The organism is Peribacillus deserti (assembly GCF_016909175.1).
GTDB classification, from domain to species: domain Bacteria; phylum Bacillota; class Bacilli; order Bacillales; family DSM-1321; genus Paraperibacillus; species Paraperibacillus deserti.
Genome location: NZ_JAFBFI010000008.1, coordinates 71646 through 87965, shown reverse-complemented (window position 1 = coordinate 87965; position 16320 = coordinate 71646). Strand labels below are relative to the sequence as shown.

The 16320-nt window shown below is 41.7% G+C and carries 13 protein-coding genes and 1 pseudogene; 2 read left to right on the top strand and 12 right to left on the bottom strand.

Annotation, left to right across the window (positions count from 1 at the left end; all coding sequences use genetic code 11):
* Window positions 1-66: 66 nt before the first annotated feature.
* Complete coding sequence (gene desA / locus JOC77_RS10465; protein ID WP_204542851.1) at window positions 67-1098, bottom strand: Delta(5) desaturase DesA; 1032 nt, start codon at window positions 1096-1098, stop codon at window positions 67-69.
* Window positions 1099-1459: 361 nt separating this feature from the next.
* Between desA and JOC77_RS10460 the strand changes: the two genes are divergently transcribed.
* A complete protein-coding gene (locus JOC77_RS10460) occupies window positions 1460-2905 on the top strand; it encodes a DEAD/DEAH box helicase (RefSeq protein WP_204542849.1) in 1446 nt (481 codons plus the stop codon).
* A 233-nt stretch (window positions 2906-3138) separates the two neighbouring features.
* Here the strand turns inward: JOC77_RS10460 and JOC77_RS10455 are convergent.
* The 10 genes and pseudogenes from JOC77_RS10455 to JOC77_RS10410 form a co-directional block, all read right to left on the bottom strand.
* Window positions 3139-3332: pseudogene (locus tag JOC77_RS10455) on the bottom strand (M4 family metallopeptidase).
* A 28-nt stretch (window positions 3333-3360) separates the two neighbouring features.
* A complete protein-coding gene (locus JOC77_RS10450; RefSeq protein ID WP_204542847.1) occupies window positions 3361-5034 on the bottom strand; it encodes an acyl-CoA dehydrogenase family protein in 1674 nt (557 codons plus the stop codon).
* The gene (locus tag JOC77_RS10445) at window positions 5034-6536 is read right to left on the bottom strand and encodes a class I adenylate-forming enzyme family protein (protein ID WP_204542845.1); all 1503 of its coding nucleotides are present in this window, start codon (window positions 6534-6536) and stop codon (window positions 5034-5036) included. The genes JOC77_RS10450 and JOC77_RS10445 overlap by 1 nt, the downstream gene beginning before the upstream one ends.
* A gap of 15 nt (window positions 6537-6551) precedes the next feature.
* Entirely contained in the window at window positions 6552-6917 is a 366-nt protein-coding gene (locus tag JOC77_RS10440) for a MerR family transcriptional regulator (protein ID WP_204542843.1), read from the bottom strand.
* Between the two features lie 533 nt (window positions 6918-7450).
* Complete coding sequence (locus JOC77_RS10435; RefSeq protein WP_204542841.1) at window positions 7451-8158, bottom strand: M48 family metallopeptidase; 708 nt, start codon at window positions 8156-8158, stop codon at window positions 7451-7453.
* 27 nt (window positions 8159-8185) lie between these two features.
* Window positions 8186-8686, bottom strand: a complete 501-nt coding sequence (locus tag JOC77_RS10430; RefSeq protein ID WP_204542839.1) for a YehS family protein — start codon at window positions 8684-8686, stop codon at window positions 8186-8188.
* 93 nt (window positions 8687-8779) lie between these two features.
* The gene (rlmD, locus tag JOC77_RS10425) at window positions 8780-10150 is read right to left on the bottom strand and encodes a 23S rRNA (uracil(1939)-C(5))-methyltransferase RlmD (RefSeq protein ID WP_204542837.1); all 1371 of its coding nucleotides are present in this window, start codon (window positions 10148-10150) and stop codon (window positions 8780-8782) included.
* Window positions 10151-10915: 765 nt separating this feature from the next.
* A complete protein-coding gene (locus tag JOC77_RS10420; protein WP_204542835.1) occupies window positions 10916-12235 on the bottom strand; it encodes a DUF2254 domain-containing protein in 1320 nt (439 codons plus the stop codon).
* Between the two features lie 144 nt (window positions 12236-12379).
* On the bottom strand, window positions 12380-12955 hold the full coding sequence (locus tag JOC77_RS10415; protein ID WP_204542833.1) for a GNAT family N-acetyltransferase: 576 nt from the start codon (window positions 12953-12955) through the stop codon (window positions 12380-12382).
* A gap of 104 nt (window positions 12956-13059) precedes the next feature.
* A complete protein-coding gene (locus JOC77_RS10410; protein ID WP_204542831.1) occupies window positions 13060-13974 on the bottom strand; it encodes a diacylglycerol kinase in 915 nt (304 codons plus the stop codon).
* A 259-nt stretch (window positions 13975-14233) separates the two neighbouring features.
* Here JOC77_RS10410 and JOC77_RS10405 point away from each other — a divergent pair, with 259 nt between their 5' ends.
* Entirely contained in the window at window positions 14234-14563 is a 330-nt protein-coding gene (locus tag JOC77_RS10405) for a substrate-binding domain-containing protein (RefSeq protein WP_204542829.1), read from the top strand.
* Window positions 14564-14706: 143 nt separating this feature from the next.
* On the opposite strand, the gene JOC77_RS10400 is transcribed toward JOC77_RS10405, so the two are convergent.
* The gene (locus tag JOC77_RS10400) at window positions 14707-16170 is read right to left on the bottom strand and encodes an alpha-amylase (protein ID WP_204542827.1); all 1464 of its coding nucleotides are present in this window, start codon (window positions 16168-16170) and stop codon (window positions 14707-14709) included.
* Between the last annotated feature and the right edge of the window lie 150 nt (window positions 16171-16320).

Genomic DNA, 16320 nt, shown 5'->3' with positions numbered 1-16320 from the left:
AGTGCTATAAAGCACGCCTCCCCTTAACAAAGGTTTATTAAGGGGAGGCCGCCATGAATGGTGATGTTATAGTTCAGGTTTTGCCTGTACAGAAGCACGGTTTTTTGTTAAATGTTTAATCTCTTTAAAGCTGACAAAATTTTTGTGCTGCTCGTCCCATAGGCGGAAACGTATTGACTTTAAGCTTGTAGCGAGAGTAATGGTAGGTACGTTCTTTAATGGCTCCGTTTTTTCATGTGCCTCTTCCAGTTTATAGTTAGGCACCCTTGGACTTAAATGGTGAACATGGTGGAAGCCGATATTCCCCGTAAGAAATTGCAGAAGTTTTGGCAGCTTGTAAAACGAACTTCCTTCTACTGCTGCTTTTACATACTCCCACTCTTTATCTTCTTCAAAATAAGAATCCTCAAAGGTATGCTGTACATAAAACAGCCAGATGCCTGCTGCACCGGATATCCAGAATATCGAACCTTGTACTAGAAGGAACTCCTGCCATCCAACGGCCCAGCTGAGCAATCCTGCTAATAGAAGGATTAGAACATTCGTCAAATATGTGTTCATGCGTTCTTTTTTTCTGGCGCCTTTTCGGTTAAATCTATTTTTTATAAGGAAAACCCATATAGGACCTAAGCCAAGCATAACTATAGGGTTCCGATAAATCCGATAAGCTATACGAAGCTTAAGCGGTGCTGCCAAATACTCATCTACCGTCAGCGTCCAGATATCTCCTGTACCCCTTTTATCTAGATTACCGCTTGTAGCATGATGAACGGAATGTTCATGCCCCCATTGATCAAACGGGAACAAAGTCAGAACACCCATAGCAGTCCCAACGGCTCTGTTGGCTTTACGGTTTTTAAAGAAAGAATGATGTGTACAATCGTGAAAAATAATGAAAATTCGTGTCAAAAATCCTGCTGCAATCACAGCGGGAACTAATGATAACCAAAAGGAAACGGACAGGCTTATATAAGCAAGGTACCATAAGATAACAAATGGCCCGATCGTATTAATAATCTGCCAGACACTTTCCTTCGTTGTTGATTTTTCAAAAGGAGCAACTTGTTTTTTCAATGTTTTAGTATTTTCTGTAGTCATTAGTGGAATTCACTTCCTTTTGTGTTGATATACCGAGTATAGAGGAATAAAAATCATCGTGTAAGTAGCTAGTGTCATATGCAGGGTATGACAAATGTCATATACAGCTTGTTTTCACACCCTTTTTTAAAAATTTTCTAAAAGAATCCCCTGCTCTTATGACCTGGTTCTATATAGGAATTACCCATTTTTTTTTATTGCGATACCAGCTAATTTAATTTTTTTTTATTATTTATCAAATTAAGAGCCGATTTATCTAGCATATCAAGTATAATGAAGCCTATTCAGATTATGCATATGATATTTCCCTTAGAGAATCCTATATATAAGTCGGATAATACTAAAAAACGAGGTCTAATACATGAGTGAAAAAAGTTTTGAGGATTACCGTTTAAGCGATGAAATTAAAAGAGCTCTGTCTGTTTTAAGATATCAAACACCAACTGAGGTACAAAGTAAAGTTCTGCCTGCAGCCTTGAAAAATAATGATCTTGTTGTCAAATCTCAAACAGGAAGCGGCAAGACGGCTGCCTTTGGAATCCCGCTTTGCGATAGAATCGACTGGGAAGAAAAATTACCTCAGGCGCTGATTCTCACCCCAACCCGAGAACTTGCGGTTCAAGTACGTGAAGATTTAACGAATATAGGTAGATTTAAACGAATTAAAGCGATGGCCGTTTATGGAAAAGAACCTTTTGCTAAACAAAAAGAAGAATTAAAGCAAAAAACGCATGCAGTTGTCGGTACACCCGGACGTGTGATGGACCATATTGAAAGAGGTACGCTCGCTTTAGACAAAATAAAGTACCTTATTATCGATGAAGCAGATGAAATGCTTAATATGGGCTTTATTGACACAGTAGAGTCCATTATTAAAGAGCTGCCGGCTAGCCGGGTGACAATGGTATTCTCGGCTACTCTGCCTGAAGATGTTGAAAATCTCTGCCATGACTATATGCAGAATCCCATTCATATTGAAATTGAAGCTTCAGGAATCACGACGGATACTATTGAACATCGTGTGATCGAAGTGAAGGAGGAAGAAAAGCTTTCACTGCTGAAAGATGTGACGGTCATAGAAAACCCGGATAGCTGCATCATTTTCTGCAGAACGAAAGAACATGTGGATACGGTGTTTAGCGATTTGGAAGAATCCCATTATTCCTGTGAAAGACTTCATGGAGGATTAGAACAAGAAGATCGGTTTGCTGTAATGGAAGGTTTCAAAAGAGGGAATTTCCGATATCTTATAGCAACAGACGTTGCTGCCAGAGGAATTGATGTTGAAAACGTCACACTAGTCATCAACTATGACGTTCCAATGGAAAAAGAAAGCTATGTTCACCGGACCGGAAGAACCGGACGTGCCGGAAATACAGGAAAAGCAATTATGTTCGCTACACCTTATGAAGGAAAGTTCGTGAGAGCCATTGAAAGATACATTGGCTTTGAAATCCCTGCTATGGACGCTCCAAAGCCCCATGAAGTGGCTGCCGGAAAACCGGCGTTCGAAGAAAAGATCAGCGGCCGCCGTGTGGTGAAAAATAATAAAACAGCCCGAATCAACCAGGACATCATGAAGCTTCACTTCAGCGGCGGAAAAAAGAAAAAGCTCCGAGCAGTCGATTTTGTCGGAACAATCGCAAACATCCCCGGAGTAACAGCTGACGATATCGGAATAATAACCATACAAGATACTCTGTCCTATGTAGATATTCTGAACGGTAAGGGCTCGTTAGTTCTCCAGGCAATGGAGCATACACCGATTAAGGGAAAGAAGTTGAAAGTGAGCAAGGCAATTAAGTGATAAGTCCGCTTTAAAGAAGTAATTAAATTAAGCCTTTTTAACCTGCCCGATCGAACCTAATTTTGACATCTTAAAAAAACCGCCTTGAATCTATGTTCTGGGCGGTTCTGCTTTTTAATTTTGGCTTAAGATTATAGATGGATGCCGCCTGAAATCTGCCATTTCAATGCAAAACCAGCTCGTAAAGAAAAGAAAATATTCTTCTCTTATGCGAGTTCTCAAATAACACCTTATTATAAAATCCCTGCCTGATCGAACCCAGAAGCTGTTGCTTTAGCCTCCGCACTTTCTGCTCCATACAGGTCGACAGCAGCTTGAATGATCACTTTGCGTGCATCATTGAAATTAGAGGTTGGTGTTAATAAACCGTAAGTGCACGATAGGAGATTTTCCCTAATGTTTCTCGGCCAATTTCCTGGGCTGTCAAATAAGCCGCATGATTGATAATAGAGGAATTAAATCACTACATCACTAAAATAACGCACCGTTTTCATTTCGTCTCCGATATTCCGCAAATTCCAGGTCATTTCAATAAAAATTTCTGCGAGTTTACTATATTTATCACCAAACTTCTCTGCCATCTGCAGGGAGATGATACTTTCATATAAATGTGCCATTTCTTTCGCAATAGTTTTAGCTTCATAGGTCTGCATATCGCTGTCAAGCCTCGCGAATAGATCAAGTTTCCCAGAAAGGTCTGCCAGCTTTTTTTCTACTATATCTTTCATATAACCATCTGGCAGCTTCTCAAGACGGCTGCTCATTTCATCGATAAACAGGGTATGAGCCTGGAATTTATTCACAAGCCGGATCACCTCCAGCCCCAAAATATTGGCGGTTCCTTCCCAGACGGTGAGCACCTGGGCGTCACGGAGCAGCCTCGGTGTGACAAAGTCTTCAATAAAACCGTTGCCTCCATGCATCTCTATGGCTTCATGGGAAAAATGGATGGACTGTTCCGCGGTTTCTTTTTTCAAAATGGCGATGAACAGGCGATTTAATACGGTTTCTCTGACTGAAGCATTTCCGTCTGTCACCTGTTGATAAAGCTTAATCATATCAAAAATAGCAGCGAGCTCCACAGCATGTTTCGCGGTCAGTTTTCCAAGCGCATCCTGAACCATCGGAAATTCAGCCAAACTCTTACCGAAAGCCTTTCTATTGCTGGCATATTCCTTCGCCTCCAAAAGAGCCCGCTGCATAATTCCAACCGATGCTGCTGCATTGCAAATACGAGAGAGATTCAAGGCCTCCATCATATAGTAAAACCCTCTTTTAGGATCTCCAACAACATAAGCCCTGGCTCCGTCAAATTCTACTTCTCCAGAAGGGACGGCCCGGACACCAAGCTTATCTTTCAGGCGGCGGATGCTGATTCCGTTTAAAGAACCATCATCATTCCGCCAAGGGACGGCAAACAGAGTCAGACCCCTTGATCCCACCGGCGCTCCTTCAATACGTGCAAGTACCATTGCCACACCGCACATGCCCGCATTCGAAGCAAAATATTTTTCCCCGTACAGCCGGAAGTGTCCTCCTTCTTCAACCGCCTTGACAACATTTGCTCCAACATCTGACCCTCCCTGTCTTTCCGTCAGGAAGGTCGCCCCTTCAAATAAGGAAACATCCCCGGTTGCGCAGACGTGCTTAAGGAACTTTTCTTTCACTGCGTCATCTGCATAATGATCCAGTAAATACGCTGTTGCCATAGTTAATGTGACTGGACAATAAAAGCCAGGCTCAGATTGAGAGAGAACATAGCCAAGCGCAAAGCTGTAGGTATAATTCCCTTTGCGTCCGAGTTCCGGTATTTCTTTGTGAACATAGCCGACAATCCCGGTTTCATACGTTTCCGCTACTGTTTTCCGGTATCCTTCATTTACCCATACCTCCGAAATATCGTCGCCCATTTTATTGTATTTTACCAGCCGCGGCTGTCCTTCTCGGTCTGTATGGCGGGCCCTTTCATCGATTTCTCCGGCAGACTTTTTTCCAAATTCACTAAGAACCTTATCTGCATATTGAAAAAGCTCATCATCTAGATGATCCCTAATCAGCAGCTGCAGTGTTTCATCACAAGCATAGAAATTCCGTTCCTTTAGCTCACTTCTTTCCTTTTGAAGATTCATTATTTATCCCCTCTATCCCGAAGCGGCTGCTTCAAAATTTTTCCCGAGGCATTGCGAGGCAGCATATCCACCTGCTCATACAGCCGGGGAATCTTAAAAGATGCCAGGTTTTCAGTTAAGAATGCTTTCAGTTCTTCCATATCTACTTCTTCCTTAGCCGAAAAATAGGCCTTTACCGTTTCTCCCCATTCCTTGTGCGGTACACCTACAACGGCCGCCTCTTGAATGGAAGGATAAGAAAGGAGAACTTCCTCAATTTCCTTCGGATAAATATTTACACCGCCAGAAATGATCAGATCTTTTTTCCGGTCTACCACCCAGATATATCCCTCATCATCCACCTTCGCAAGATCGCCCGTTAACAGCCAATCACCGCTGAACGCCTTTTTTGTGGCCTCTTCATCCTTATGATAACGAGCCATATTGCCCTCGCCTCGAAGCAAGATCTCACCGACCTCACCAGGCTGCACAGCTTCGCCGCGGTCGTTCACAATTTTAATTTCTGTATGCAGAGCTGCACGCCGCCCAATACTGCCTGCTTTGCCCTCATGTTCTTTCCCAGGCAAAAGTGTTCCGCTGGGCCCTGCCTCTGTTAAACCATATACACAGACCAAATTGTCCGTCTGAAAAGACTCCTGGACAAACTTCACTTCACCAGACGACAACGGGGCGCCCCCGTACACCCACCATTTCATAGAAGACAAATCAGTCTGTTTGATCTGTGGATCATTTGCTGTTAATAAATAGGCTACAGGAGCACCGAAGAAGTGAGTCGTTTTTTCCTGTTCAACGGAATTCAGTAACAGCTCAGGAGTAAAAGTTGGGGTCAATACTAGAGATGAGCCGGTCACTATACCGGCCATCAAGAATAAATGCAGAGGTGCAGAATGGCTTAGAGGCATCATTAACAAGAGGCGGCTTTCCGGTTTCATTTCCATTTCCACACAAATCATCTGCGCAACAGTCAAAATACTGCGATAGTGAAATAAAACACCCTTTGGCCTTCCGGTTGTGCCAGAGGTATATAGAATCGTCGATTCATCATCCTCAGTTAATGTACATTCAATCGGTGCAGCATCTCCCTCTTGAAGAATATTTTCAAAGCTCTCCCAAACAGACTCCGGCTCGCCTGTCTTGATCATCAGCAGCGGCACATGTATGCCTTTTACTGATTCAAATAAAAGATGATGTACAATCAATGCCCGGGCATCTGAATGGTCCAATATGTACTCCACTTCTGGCTGAGCTAATTTTGCATTGATGGGTACAACAATAGCCCCGATTCGCTGAATCGCAAAGTAAGCGATTACAAATTCCGGCACATTCGGCATAAACAAAACCACTTTGTCTCCCTTGTCAATCCCTCTTTTCAAAAGCGCGTGCCCAAACTGATTCACTAAGGAATCCAGTTTACGATAAGAGTATCTTTTCCCCATTCCAATAACAGCTTCTGCCTCGGGATATTTACGGGAATTTCTTGCCAGCAGCTCAGAACTATTCATTCAGCCTTCCCCCTCCTATTTATCTAACTTTTCAGTAAATTCAAGAAGCAAAATTTCCATCTCTTCCTTCATTTCCTGCAGCTCTTTGATTTTACCCTCTACCTCCTCGATTTTCTCCGTCCCGAACTTTATCGTCCGTTCAAGCTGTTTCTTTCCCGTCCGGTCTTTATCAAAAAGCAGGACCATCTCCTTGATTTCTTCAAGAGTAAAACCGAAGCGCTTTCCACGAAGAATCAGCTTCAGCCTGGTGCAATCAGCTTTTGAAAAAAGACGCTGATTCACCTCTGACCTGGCCGGCTTCAGAAGACCAAGCTCCTCATAATAACGCAACGTCCGAGAAGATACCTGAAACAATTGTGCCACTTCCCTGGTTGTTTTCATAAACGGCCCTCCTGCTGAGGAAAATAAGTATATATTACCTTTAGTTTAGCATTGACGTTAACGTAAAAGGCAAGAAGAATTAAGTTGGACAAAGATCTCTCGCTTCCTGTTCAGTCATAAATTTAACATATGAAAAATAATAAGAAGATGGCTAAAAATATTGCTGCTAGACTGGACAAATAGCTTATTATTCTACTTGGGACTGAACTATTATTTGTTAGTATATAGGAGAGTGAAGTACAGAGAGCCATTTATCATTCCTGGGAAAAGCAAAAAAGCCGGCCAGCATAGGCCAAGCTTCCCTTCCATCACATATACCTACTGTTTTTCCGTTTCCTCTGGATAGACGGTACGGAATATATGATAATCAGCCGAAAAAATTCCGATCATCTTTTCACATGTCTTGTTTGATGTTTGCTCTTTCATATCTTCTTACCGTGTTAAGTTCTTTTCTTCTTCTTTTTCCTAAGCCCCTCTATCATTGAAGCCGGCATTCCATTAATCAAATGGATGGCTATTGGAAGAGATTCCTGTTAAATAGTCATTTTCCAATTTGATAATGCTAACCAGTGTTCCCGTGCCTTATAATCCGGTATGATTTTTCCAACAAGGCGCCAGAAAGATCGGTCGTGATTCAGATGGATCATGTGGCACATTTCGTGAACGACAACGTAGTCAATTACCTCAAGCGGTGCCATTGCAAGCTTCCAATTAAAGGTTAACTGCAGTTTTGAATCACAGGTTCCCCAAGTAGTTTTACTATCCGTAATACGGATAGAACGTGGTTTTACTTTAAAATTTCTTTGATTGGAGAGGATGCTCTTTTCAACCAAGGCTTTACACTGCTGATAATAAAAACGTTTTAAAGCTTGTTTAATTTTTTCATCCTCTAGATCATTTACATATATATGTAAATGATCGCCTTCAAGTGCAGCACGGTCCTGCTCAATATTACTATCTTGATAGATCCGTATGGGATAAGTGTTTCCTAAATAAAGAAATTTCTCGCCATGCTCATAGACCTTTGCCTTTGGACCAAGCATTCTATCCTTCATTTCTTTGGATTTTTGCTGGATCCAATCCCATTTTTCTTCTAATAAATGAAGCACATGTTCATCAGGTGTCCCTTTCGGAGCCTGCACTTCAACATTTCCATACAAATCTATAGAAATGTTCACGGAAGTTCGCTTTTTGTAAAGTATATTAAACCTAATCGTCTCGCCTGAGAAGGTATGTATCATGCAATCACCTATAAGATCCTTTATGTTCTATCCCCTGTATTTTATAGCTAATCCTTTTAAGAAATTCCTGGCGAATTTATCACCGCACTCCTTATAATTCTTATGTCCTTCTTTTCTTAATAAGGCGCCTAATTCTCCTTTTGTTACTATGATTCCTGCTTTTTCAAATATATCCAGCACATCCTCACTCGTTAACGCCAGCGCTATTTTTACTTTCTTTAAAAGAAGATTATTGATATGTTCATGACTCTTTGAAGAGCTTGCTGCTGTATCAGTCTGTCCCGGCCTTGGTTCTTGCTTTCCTCTTTTAAAAATAATTAAACCATCTAAAAATGACTCTAACATCCTATTAGTGACCCTTATATTATCGTCATCTTCAGCGTCAATATCTTCATTTGATTTTGTCAGGATTTGTGGCACTTCTAGTTTTGTAACTTCCACGCCCCCAAGTTTAAATATTTCTACCACATCTGAATTTTTGATATCCAGAGCATATCTTAATCTAATTAATATATCGTTATTATCCATTTATACCCCTCCTATAGTTTTTTAAAGAAAATGCCTGCCACCACACGATTATAAAAAAACAGATAATCAACAGCAGGCACCTATCATGTCTGCCTACCTTAGTTCAATCCTCGCGACAGCCTCGACATGCATCGTCTGCGGAAACATATCCACTGGCTGCACTTCCACGGTGTTGTATCCCCCATCCTCAAGCACTCGCAAATCTCTTGCCAGCGTAGCCGGATTACAGGATACGTATACTACTTTTTTCGGTTTCATATCTATGATTGTCTGCAGGAGGGCTTCATCGCAGCCTTTTCGAGGTGGATCTACTACCAGCACATCGGTAGCATTCCCTTCTTTGTACCAATCAGGAATAACGACTTCCGCTTCTCCCACTGCAAATTCGACATTTTGAATGTTGTTTAATTCCGCATTTCTTCTCGCATCTTCAATTGCTTGGGGAACAATTTCCACTCCAAATACTTTCTTAGCCTTCTGCGCGAGGAATAAAGAGATCGTCCCAATACCGCAGTAGGCATCTATGACGTTTTCCTCTCCAGTCAACCCTGCATATTCTAATGCTTTCTCATAAAGCACCTTTGTCTGCTCCGGGTTTACCTGATAAAATGAACGGGCAGAGATGGCAAATTTAATATTACCTATACTGTCGTAAATTACTTCACTGCCCCAAAGCGTCCGTGTTTCTTCGCCAAAAATGACATTTGTCTTTTTGGTGTTTATATTTTGAATGATAGATTTAACATTTGGGACGCGGGCTGTGATTTCTTCAATGATCCGCTCTTTAAAAGGCAGCTCTGGGGTTCGGGTAATGATGACCACCATAACCTCGCCGCTTACTTTTCCAAAGCGGGCCATAATATGGCGGAGCACCCCTTTATGTGATTCTTCATTATAAGCCGGAATGCCGAGCTCGCTGCAAATCTCTTTTACTGTCTGGACGGTTTCATTAATGACCGGATCCTGAATGATGCTTTCTTTTGCATCTACAATTTCGTGAGTTCTAGGCTTGAAGAAGCCGGCTATCAGAACTCCTTCTTCTTCACCGACAGGAACCTGGGCTTTGTTACGGTAGTGTGTTGGTTCGTCCATGCCGATAATCGGATGTACCATCACATCTTCCAGTTTACCAATACGCTTTAAGACCTCTCGCACTTGTTTCTCTTTGAACTTAAGCTGGCCCTCATAGCTCATATGCTGAATTTGGCAGCCGCCGTAAAGACTCGGATCTGTTTCAGACAGATCCACACGGTATGGGCTCTCTGTATAAATTTCCTCCAGCCGGCCAAATCCGTACCCTTTGCTGGCTTTAATTACTTTAATTTTCGCCTTTTCCCCTGGGAGTACATTAGGGACAAAAATTGGATAGCCATCTACCTTGGCCACGCCGGCCCCGTCATGTGTCAAATCTTCAAACACCACATCCACAAAATCATTTTTTGCTACAGGTGCTGTTCTTTTCATCTGCATACGTCCTTTTCTATTAGAGGCACATAGCTGCGCCTTTGAAGTTCACTGTATTTTTAACTAATTGCGCGAAATTTCTTTATCAAAATACCTCGTTTAAAGACTGTCATGATTTTAACATAACCACATAACGAAAAAAAAGCATTCCTCTTTAATATGAATGCTTTTTGAACAACTTGATAATGCTTTTTTGTATTAGCTTTCCTCTTTCTTCGACAAATAAGGCTCCCACACATCCTCTATGGATTATGCAAAATCTTTCCCTGCTCCCCAGTCAACATTACATATACTTTCAGCACTGCCGGCACTTGGCTTCTCGCAAATCTGATTTCTTGCTGAAAAGTTGCTCGCATGTAAATATTTTTGCTCCCATCCATCCTCAAATCGCTCGCATTTCAACTAGCTGATCGCAAATCTGATTTTCTGCTCACATACCTTGAAAAGTTGCTCGTATTTCCTATATCTTTGCTCGCATTCATGCCGAACTTGCACGCATTTATTCGGCTGCCTGCACCCCGTTGTCTTGTTTCCATCACCCAAATTAACTCCAGGTTGTCTGAATCTTATATCATTTGATTCTTAAACGCGGTGATTCGAGTAACTTTCGTGCGGTTCAGTTTCTCCTTTGCGCGATTATTGCCCTCATTCGCGCGATTTCCGGCTTCCTTTGCTCGATTTTACAATTTTACGCGCGATTTCAAGTCCCCTTTTTCGCAGATCACAAACAGTGAAACTTCTCCATAATCCATTGCCTCATCTAACTTAAATAGTAATCAACTTTTCTTCATGAACCTCATTGCATGCTTTTGCTAGTTTTAGCAGATGTCGATTCAAATAGTTCTTGTCCAATCCCAGCCAGTCCTGCTGCTTAATTCCTTCAACTAAATAAAGAGAAAAATCCCAAACATACTGTTTAATTTCTTCCCTATTCGTTTCAGCTATAAGAGTCAATGCATTTATGATGCTTGTCATCACAGACACATCTGCTTTCCCATAATGCCGGATTTGGTAGAAGCTTTCATATAGCAAGTCAGCGAAGGACGGTTTTTCAAGGATGACCCTTATGTTCTTGTCACTGTCATAATAGTAGGGAGAAGGTGAATAATTTTTTCCGACTTTCGTAAGAATCTGTGATAGATTTTCGATGCAGTTGATGGCTGTTTCTGGATCGTTTTTGCCTGGTGCAATCCCTCTTAGTGCAATTTCCACCAGCTTTTGTATGCCGAATTCTATGTCCTCTATTACTTCCTGTGTAGGGGAGATCAGGAGAAAATCCAGCAGCTTTCGTTCATCTAATTTTTCTGGGCTATTCCAGACAGTTAAGATCGGAGTGTCTATATCTACATATTCACCAGGAACCTTCTCGAATTTGATAATTAACTCATGATCTTCTGCAAAAGAAACCATTCCTACAATATCTGCATACTCAATATATCCCTGCTTCCTGCTCTCAATCCCATAGGATTTCAAGGAGTTGAGATCTAAATCATTTTCCTCTGAATCTCCTGTCATTTCCTGTCCTTTATAATGTTTTTCAACAGAAGCTAAAGTTTCACTAGTGATATTTGAAACCAGATTTCCCACTTTAATCCAGTCGGTAACATGGTGGATAAGGAACACGAACATTCCTAAGCAAATAAAAGCTACCAGTATAGCAAATGAGGGCACAATAAATGAATTGTCCAGCTCACTGCCCTTTACCTGGCTTAATAGAACGAGAGCATAAATATAGCCCCCAATAAAGGTTCCAAGTACAAGCTGTGTTTTCGAATCGTTGATAAAATTTTGAAGTGTCCGCGGGGAAAATTGTGATAAAAAGGTGGTCAGAACTACCAATACTGACGAAAAGGTAATGGTCGTCATCGTTAAGAGTGATGTGGAAATGGCACTTAAAACCGTCTGTGCCAGCTCTTTATCCGTAAAAAATATGGAAGGAATCAAATTCTTTATATTTTCATGCTGAGACAGGGTATGTTCAACAGCCACACTTAAGACGGCCAGCACCAAAGCACCAACTCCATAAAGAGCCGGCAGCACCCAGAAGTTTGTTTTGATCTTATTTTCAGCCTCTTTAAGCAGCATCGAATTCCCCCATAACCATTTGTTTTAATTAGCCTGCCCGCTAAAGTCATTCCAATATGCGTTCATCGGCAAGCAAGATTGATCATAGAACTTTTACAAACCCAAACTTCAGATTCAGCTTTTAAAGTCTCAGGAGCCATAGAATTAACCCTTCAGAACCCCAGTCCGATTTTTTTTAACAAGATAATCATAAGAATGGCCATTTATAAGGATTTCATCTTCTATCTTAAACCCAAGCCGGGAATATAGTTTATAGGCTGGGTGATTTTCTTTCTCTACATTTAAAGATATCCTGGGATAGCCATAGCTTGATGCCTCTAATACAGATGCCCGGATCAGCTCTGTTCCAACCCCTTTGCCCTGATATTTCGGCTCTACTGAAAGGGTATCAATGTAGAAATTAGTGTCTTTGGCCTCTTTATCGATAGGGACTGATTTACCTTTCTTCCGCAGATGGTCCGATATGGGCTGATCTATTTTTTCAGCGTACGAACCATGATAATGGATTAAAATCCCTGCCAAATTTCCGTCTATTTCTGCAGCGACGCAGTTGTGATAGCTTAACCGGTTCATCTCCTGCTGGTAAAAACACTCTAGGTCCTTCACTATTTTTGAAGGTTCTTTTTCTCCTGTCAGTGCCTCGGCTATGTCCTTTATAGCAGCATGAATTAAAATAGCTGCGTGATGGGATTCTTGTTTTTTAGCAGGCCGAATCAACATACAATACAATCTCCTCTTTCTTCCCTAGTTTCTATACCCAGACATTGTCTAATCATTCCTTAAACAGGAAAAGACCGCTTAGAGGCGGTCTTTCACTCTATTCATTATTTAAGCAGATCCTGTGCAGGCAGCATAACTTTTGGCACAAAGAAATCAAAATGGCGGTATAGGTTTACGAACTCAGCAGGAGCATCTCCGCCGTATTCTCCGTCCAGATTGAGATGCATTCGTTCTTTGGCCTGTACTTTGATCCGGTTTGCTTTAACATAAATGATGTTTGGATCTGTTAGGTGCTCTCCGCGGATGGCGAGCGTAGCAATTCTGACAAAGTCCGCCAGATTAGTTTTCTTTAAGATCAGCAGCGTAAACATTCCGTCATTCAACGAAGCATCTGGCGCCAGCCGTTCAAAACCGCCAACCGAATTTGTATTCGCAGCAAGGAACAGCATGATCTCACCTTCGAAAATCTTTCCATCATACTCAATGGATACTTCAGTTGCTTTTATGGAAGGAAGCATCTCCATCCCTTTCAGATAATAGGCAAGCTGGCCAAGCATTGTTTTCAGCTTGCTTGGCACTTCATACGTAAGTTCGGTTAAACGGCCGCCTCCCGCGATATTAATAAAATAGCGGTCATTCATCTTTCCTATATCAATCGGTATAGTTTGTCCTTCGGCAATAATGTCGGCAGCTGCTTCCACATTTCTCGGAATCCGGAGAGCACGTGCGAAGTCATTGGTTGTTCCGACTGGAATAATGCCGACTTTCGGACGGACAGGAGCATCTGCAAGGCCGTTAATAACCTCATTGATGGTACCGTCGCCTCCTGCAGCAATCACTACATCATATTGGCGCTCAATAGCAATCTTCGCTGCATGGGTAGCATCCCCTTCACTTGTCGTGGCATGGCAGGACGCTTCATACCCTGCTCTTTCTAATTTAACCAGAACTTCCGGCAGATGCTTTTTAAAAAGCTCTCTGCCTGAGGTTGGATTATAAATAATTCTTGCTCTTTTCATAGTTCATCATCCTATTTTCATAATTCAAGAGACCATTATTAAAACAGTAAGGCGGTCAAGGTTTTCCACCTAATATATTAAACCTCCATAGGAAGGTAAAGCAACTTTCTGATAAAAGAATCCCATTTTTTTACTTCGCTTTTTGCTGGCAAGGGGTTTTTCCTTAGGCAATTCCTGTTGTGTGGTTTACCTTGAACCTTTTCTGTTAAACTTGCCTTGCATTAAGGATAATGGTCTGCCTTTAAAGAATGAATGGATCATGGACAACCGAGTCGGCAAAAAAATACTGGCCAAAAACCGTCCTACGGCAGTTTTTGCCACCGATGACTTAAAAGTAATGAGCATTTATAAGATGGCAGGACAATGTGGAATTTCCATTCCGGAAGACTTATCCGTTATAGGTTACAGCAATTCAAATATTTATCCATTTCTATCGCCCTCTTTGACTTGTAAGGAAATTCCGGTCAAGAAATTAGGAGAGATCGCAACACAGGTCCTCTTTTCAAAGATAAAAGAGAATAAAGGCCCAAAGCCTCACACAATCATAGAAACAGACTCTATCATTCAAGAATCTGTAGCTTGTATTTAAAAACACAAAAGGAGCAGGAAGCCAATTCAGGTTCCCTGCTCTTTTTTATATTTGAAATCAACGCCTGGGCCTTATGAATGACGGGCTTATTTATTAAATCCTCTGCTCATAACCTATTTCCGGCAGCCAGCTAATCCCTTAATCTATTCAGTCTTAACAGCAGCAGCCCAGACAGACACACTCCCGCCGTCTACAGGAAAGGCGGCAAAGCCGTCTTCTTCAATGATGATTCTTTCTTCTCTTTTGAGTGTTAAATCTGTCCATATTTCCCCGGCTCGATGTTCGCCGACATACATTCTTTTATCGCCTTCATCACCATTGGATATCACCACCGCACAGCCCGAACCTTCTATTTCTTCCACACCCCGCCGTACCCAGCCAATTGTGTTAGGGTGGTCAAAGTAGTCCTCCTGCTCACCGTATGCTTTATGAGTTCTAGCAAAGAGAAGGCGCTCTATATCTTCTTGTTTTCCAGGGATGGGTTCGTCCCCTCCTATTCCATAATAATCACCGAAAAACACGCAGGGATATCCGTCTTGACGGAGAAGGATAAGGGAATAGGCACTCGGCTTAAACCAATCATCTACCCATGATTCCAGCGCTTCATCTGGCTGTGTATCATGATTATCTACAAATGTTACTGCATTCTGGGGATGAGACTGGACAAGTGTATCATCGAAAATAGTTGTGAGGTCAAAATCTCTGCCTGCTTTAGAAGCTGCATGCAATTTGTAATGAAGCGGGACATCAAATAAGTCAATTTGATAGTCAATTTCATCTAAAAATTTGCGGCAGGCTTCTAATTCGGGATTCCAGAATTCTCCTACAAAATAAAAGTCCTCACCCCTGTGATTTCGAATTTCCCTTGCAAAAGAACTGATAAATTGATAGTTAATATGCTTTATGGCATCTAAACGAAATCCATCACACTGTAAGGTGTCGCTAAGCCATTTTCCCCATGATTGCATTTCTTCTATCACAGCCGGATGATCATAATCAATGTTGGCAAACATCAGGTAATCATAATTTCCGAATTCATCATCCACATTTTCATTCCAATGTTTATTTTCTCCAAGTATACGGAACACACCCGTCTTTTCCGTTCTGGCGTCATAATCGGTTCCGTTAAAATGTTCAAAACTCCATTTAAACTCCGAGTATTTATCTCCCCTTCCTGGAAATGTGAATTTTGTCCAGCCCTCTATTTCAAAAGGCTCAGAAACCTCTTCATTCCTATTCAGCGGATCCACTTCTATTACCTGGAAGGTCTCTGTATCATCTGCTCCAGCTTTGTGATTCATGACTACATCGGCAAATACACACAATCCATGTTCACGGCATACCGAAATAGCGTCAAGCAGTTCTTGCTTCGTCCCGTATTTTGTCCGTACGGTTCCCTTTTGGTTAAATTCACCAAGATCATAGCCATCGTAGATTCCGTATCCATTATCTTCTGCCGAAAGACCTTTACTCACAGGGGGGATCCAGATGGAATCGATTCCTATTTCCTTTAGCCGGGAAGCATTCTCCTTTAAATACTTCCAATGAGTACCATCCGCTTTAACATGCCATTCAAAAAACTGCATAATCGTGTGATTTCTATTCATTCCTGCTCCCCCGACCTATAGCATTTTTACTCCTAATTTCAAGTAAGCTTAACTTCAATTACCCGCCGTTTTTCCAGCATAAACCAGTATCACAAAAGTTATCTTCAATGCTTTTATATATTAAAGAGATAAACAAAAAAGCCCCATTAC

Coding starts and splice junctions, on each gene's coding strand:
- desA (WP_204542851.1), bottom strand. CDS start 1,098: ATGACTACAGAAAATACTAAAACATTGAAAAAACAAGTTGCTCCTTTT.
- JOC77_RS10460 (WP_204542849.1), top strand. CDS start 1,460: ATGAGTGAAAAAAGTTTTGAGGATTACCGTTTAAGCGATGAAATTAAA.
- JOC77_RS10450 (WP_204542847.1), bottom strand. CDS start 5,034: ATGAATCTTCAAAAGGAAAGAAGTGAGCTAAAGGAACGGAATTTCTAT.
- JOC77_RS10445 (WP_204542845.1), bottom strand. CDS start 6,536: ATGAATAGTTCTGAGCTGCTGGCAAGAAATTCCCGTAAATATCCCGAG.
- JOC77_RS10440 (WP_204542843.1), bottom strand. CDS start 6,917: ATGAAAACAACCAGGGAAGTGGCACAATTGTTTCAGGTATCTTCTCGG.
- JOC77_RS10435 (WP_204542841.1), bottom strand. CDS start 8,158: ATGATACATACCTTCTCAGGCGAGACGATTAGGTTTAATATACTTTAC.
- JOC77_RS10430 (WP_204542839.1), bottom strand. CDS start 8,686: ATGGATAATAACGATATATTAATTAGATTAAGATATGCTCTGGATATC.
- rlmD (WP_204542837.1), bottom strand. CDS start 10,150: ATGAAAAGAACAGCACCTGTAGCAAAAAATGATTTTGTGGATGTGGTG.
- JOC77_RS10420 (WP_204542835.1), bottom strand. CDS start 12,235: ATGCTGCTTAAAGAGGCTGAAAATAAGATCAAAACAAACTTCTGGGTG.
- JOC77_RS10415 (WP_204542833.1), bottom strand. CDS start 12,955: ATGTTGATTCGGCCTGCTAAAAAACAAGAATCCCATCACGCAGCTATT.
- JOC77_RS10410 (WP_204542831.1), bottom strand. CDS start 13,974: ATGAAAAGAGCAAGAATTATTTATAATCCAACCTCAGGCAGAGAGCTT.
- JOC77_RS10405 (WP_204542829.1), top strand. CDS start 14,234: ATGGACAACCGAGTCGGCAAAAAAATACTGGCCAAAAACCGTCCTACG.
- JOC77_RS10400 (WP_204542827.1), bottom strand. CDS start 16,170: ATGAATAGAAATCACACGATTATGCAGTTTTTTGAATGGCATGTTAAA.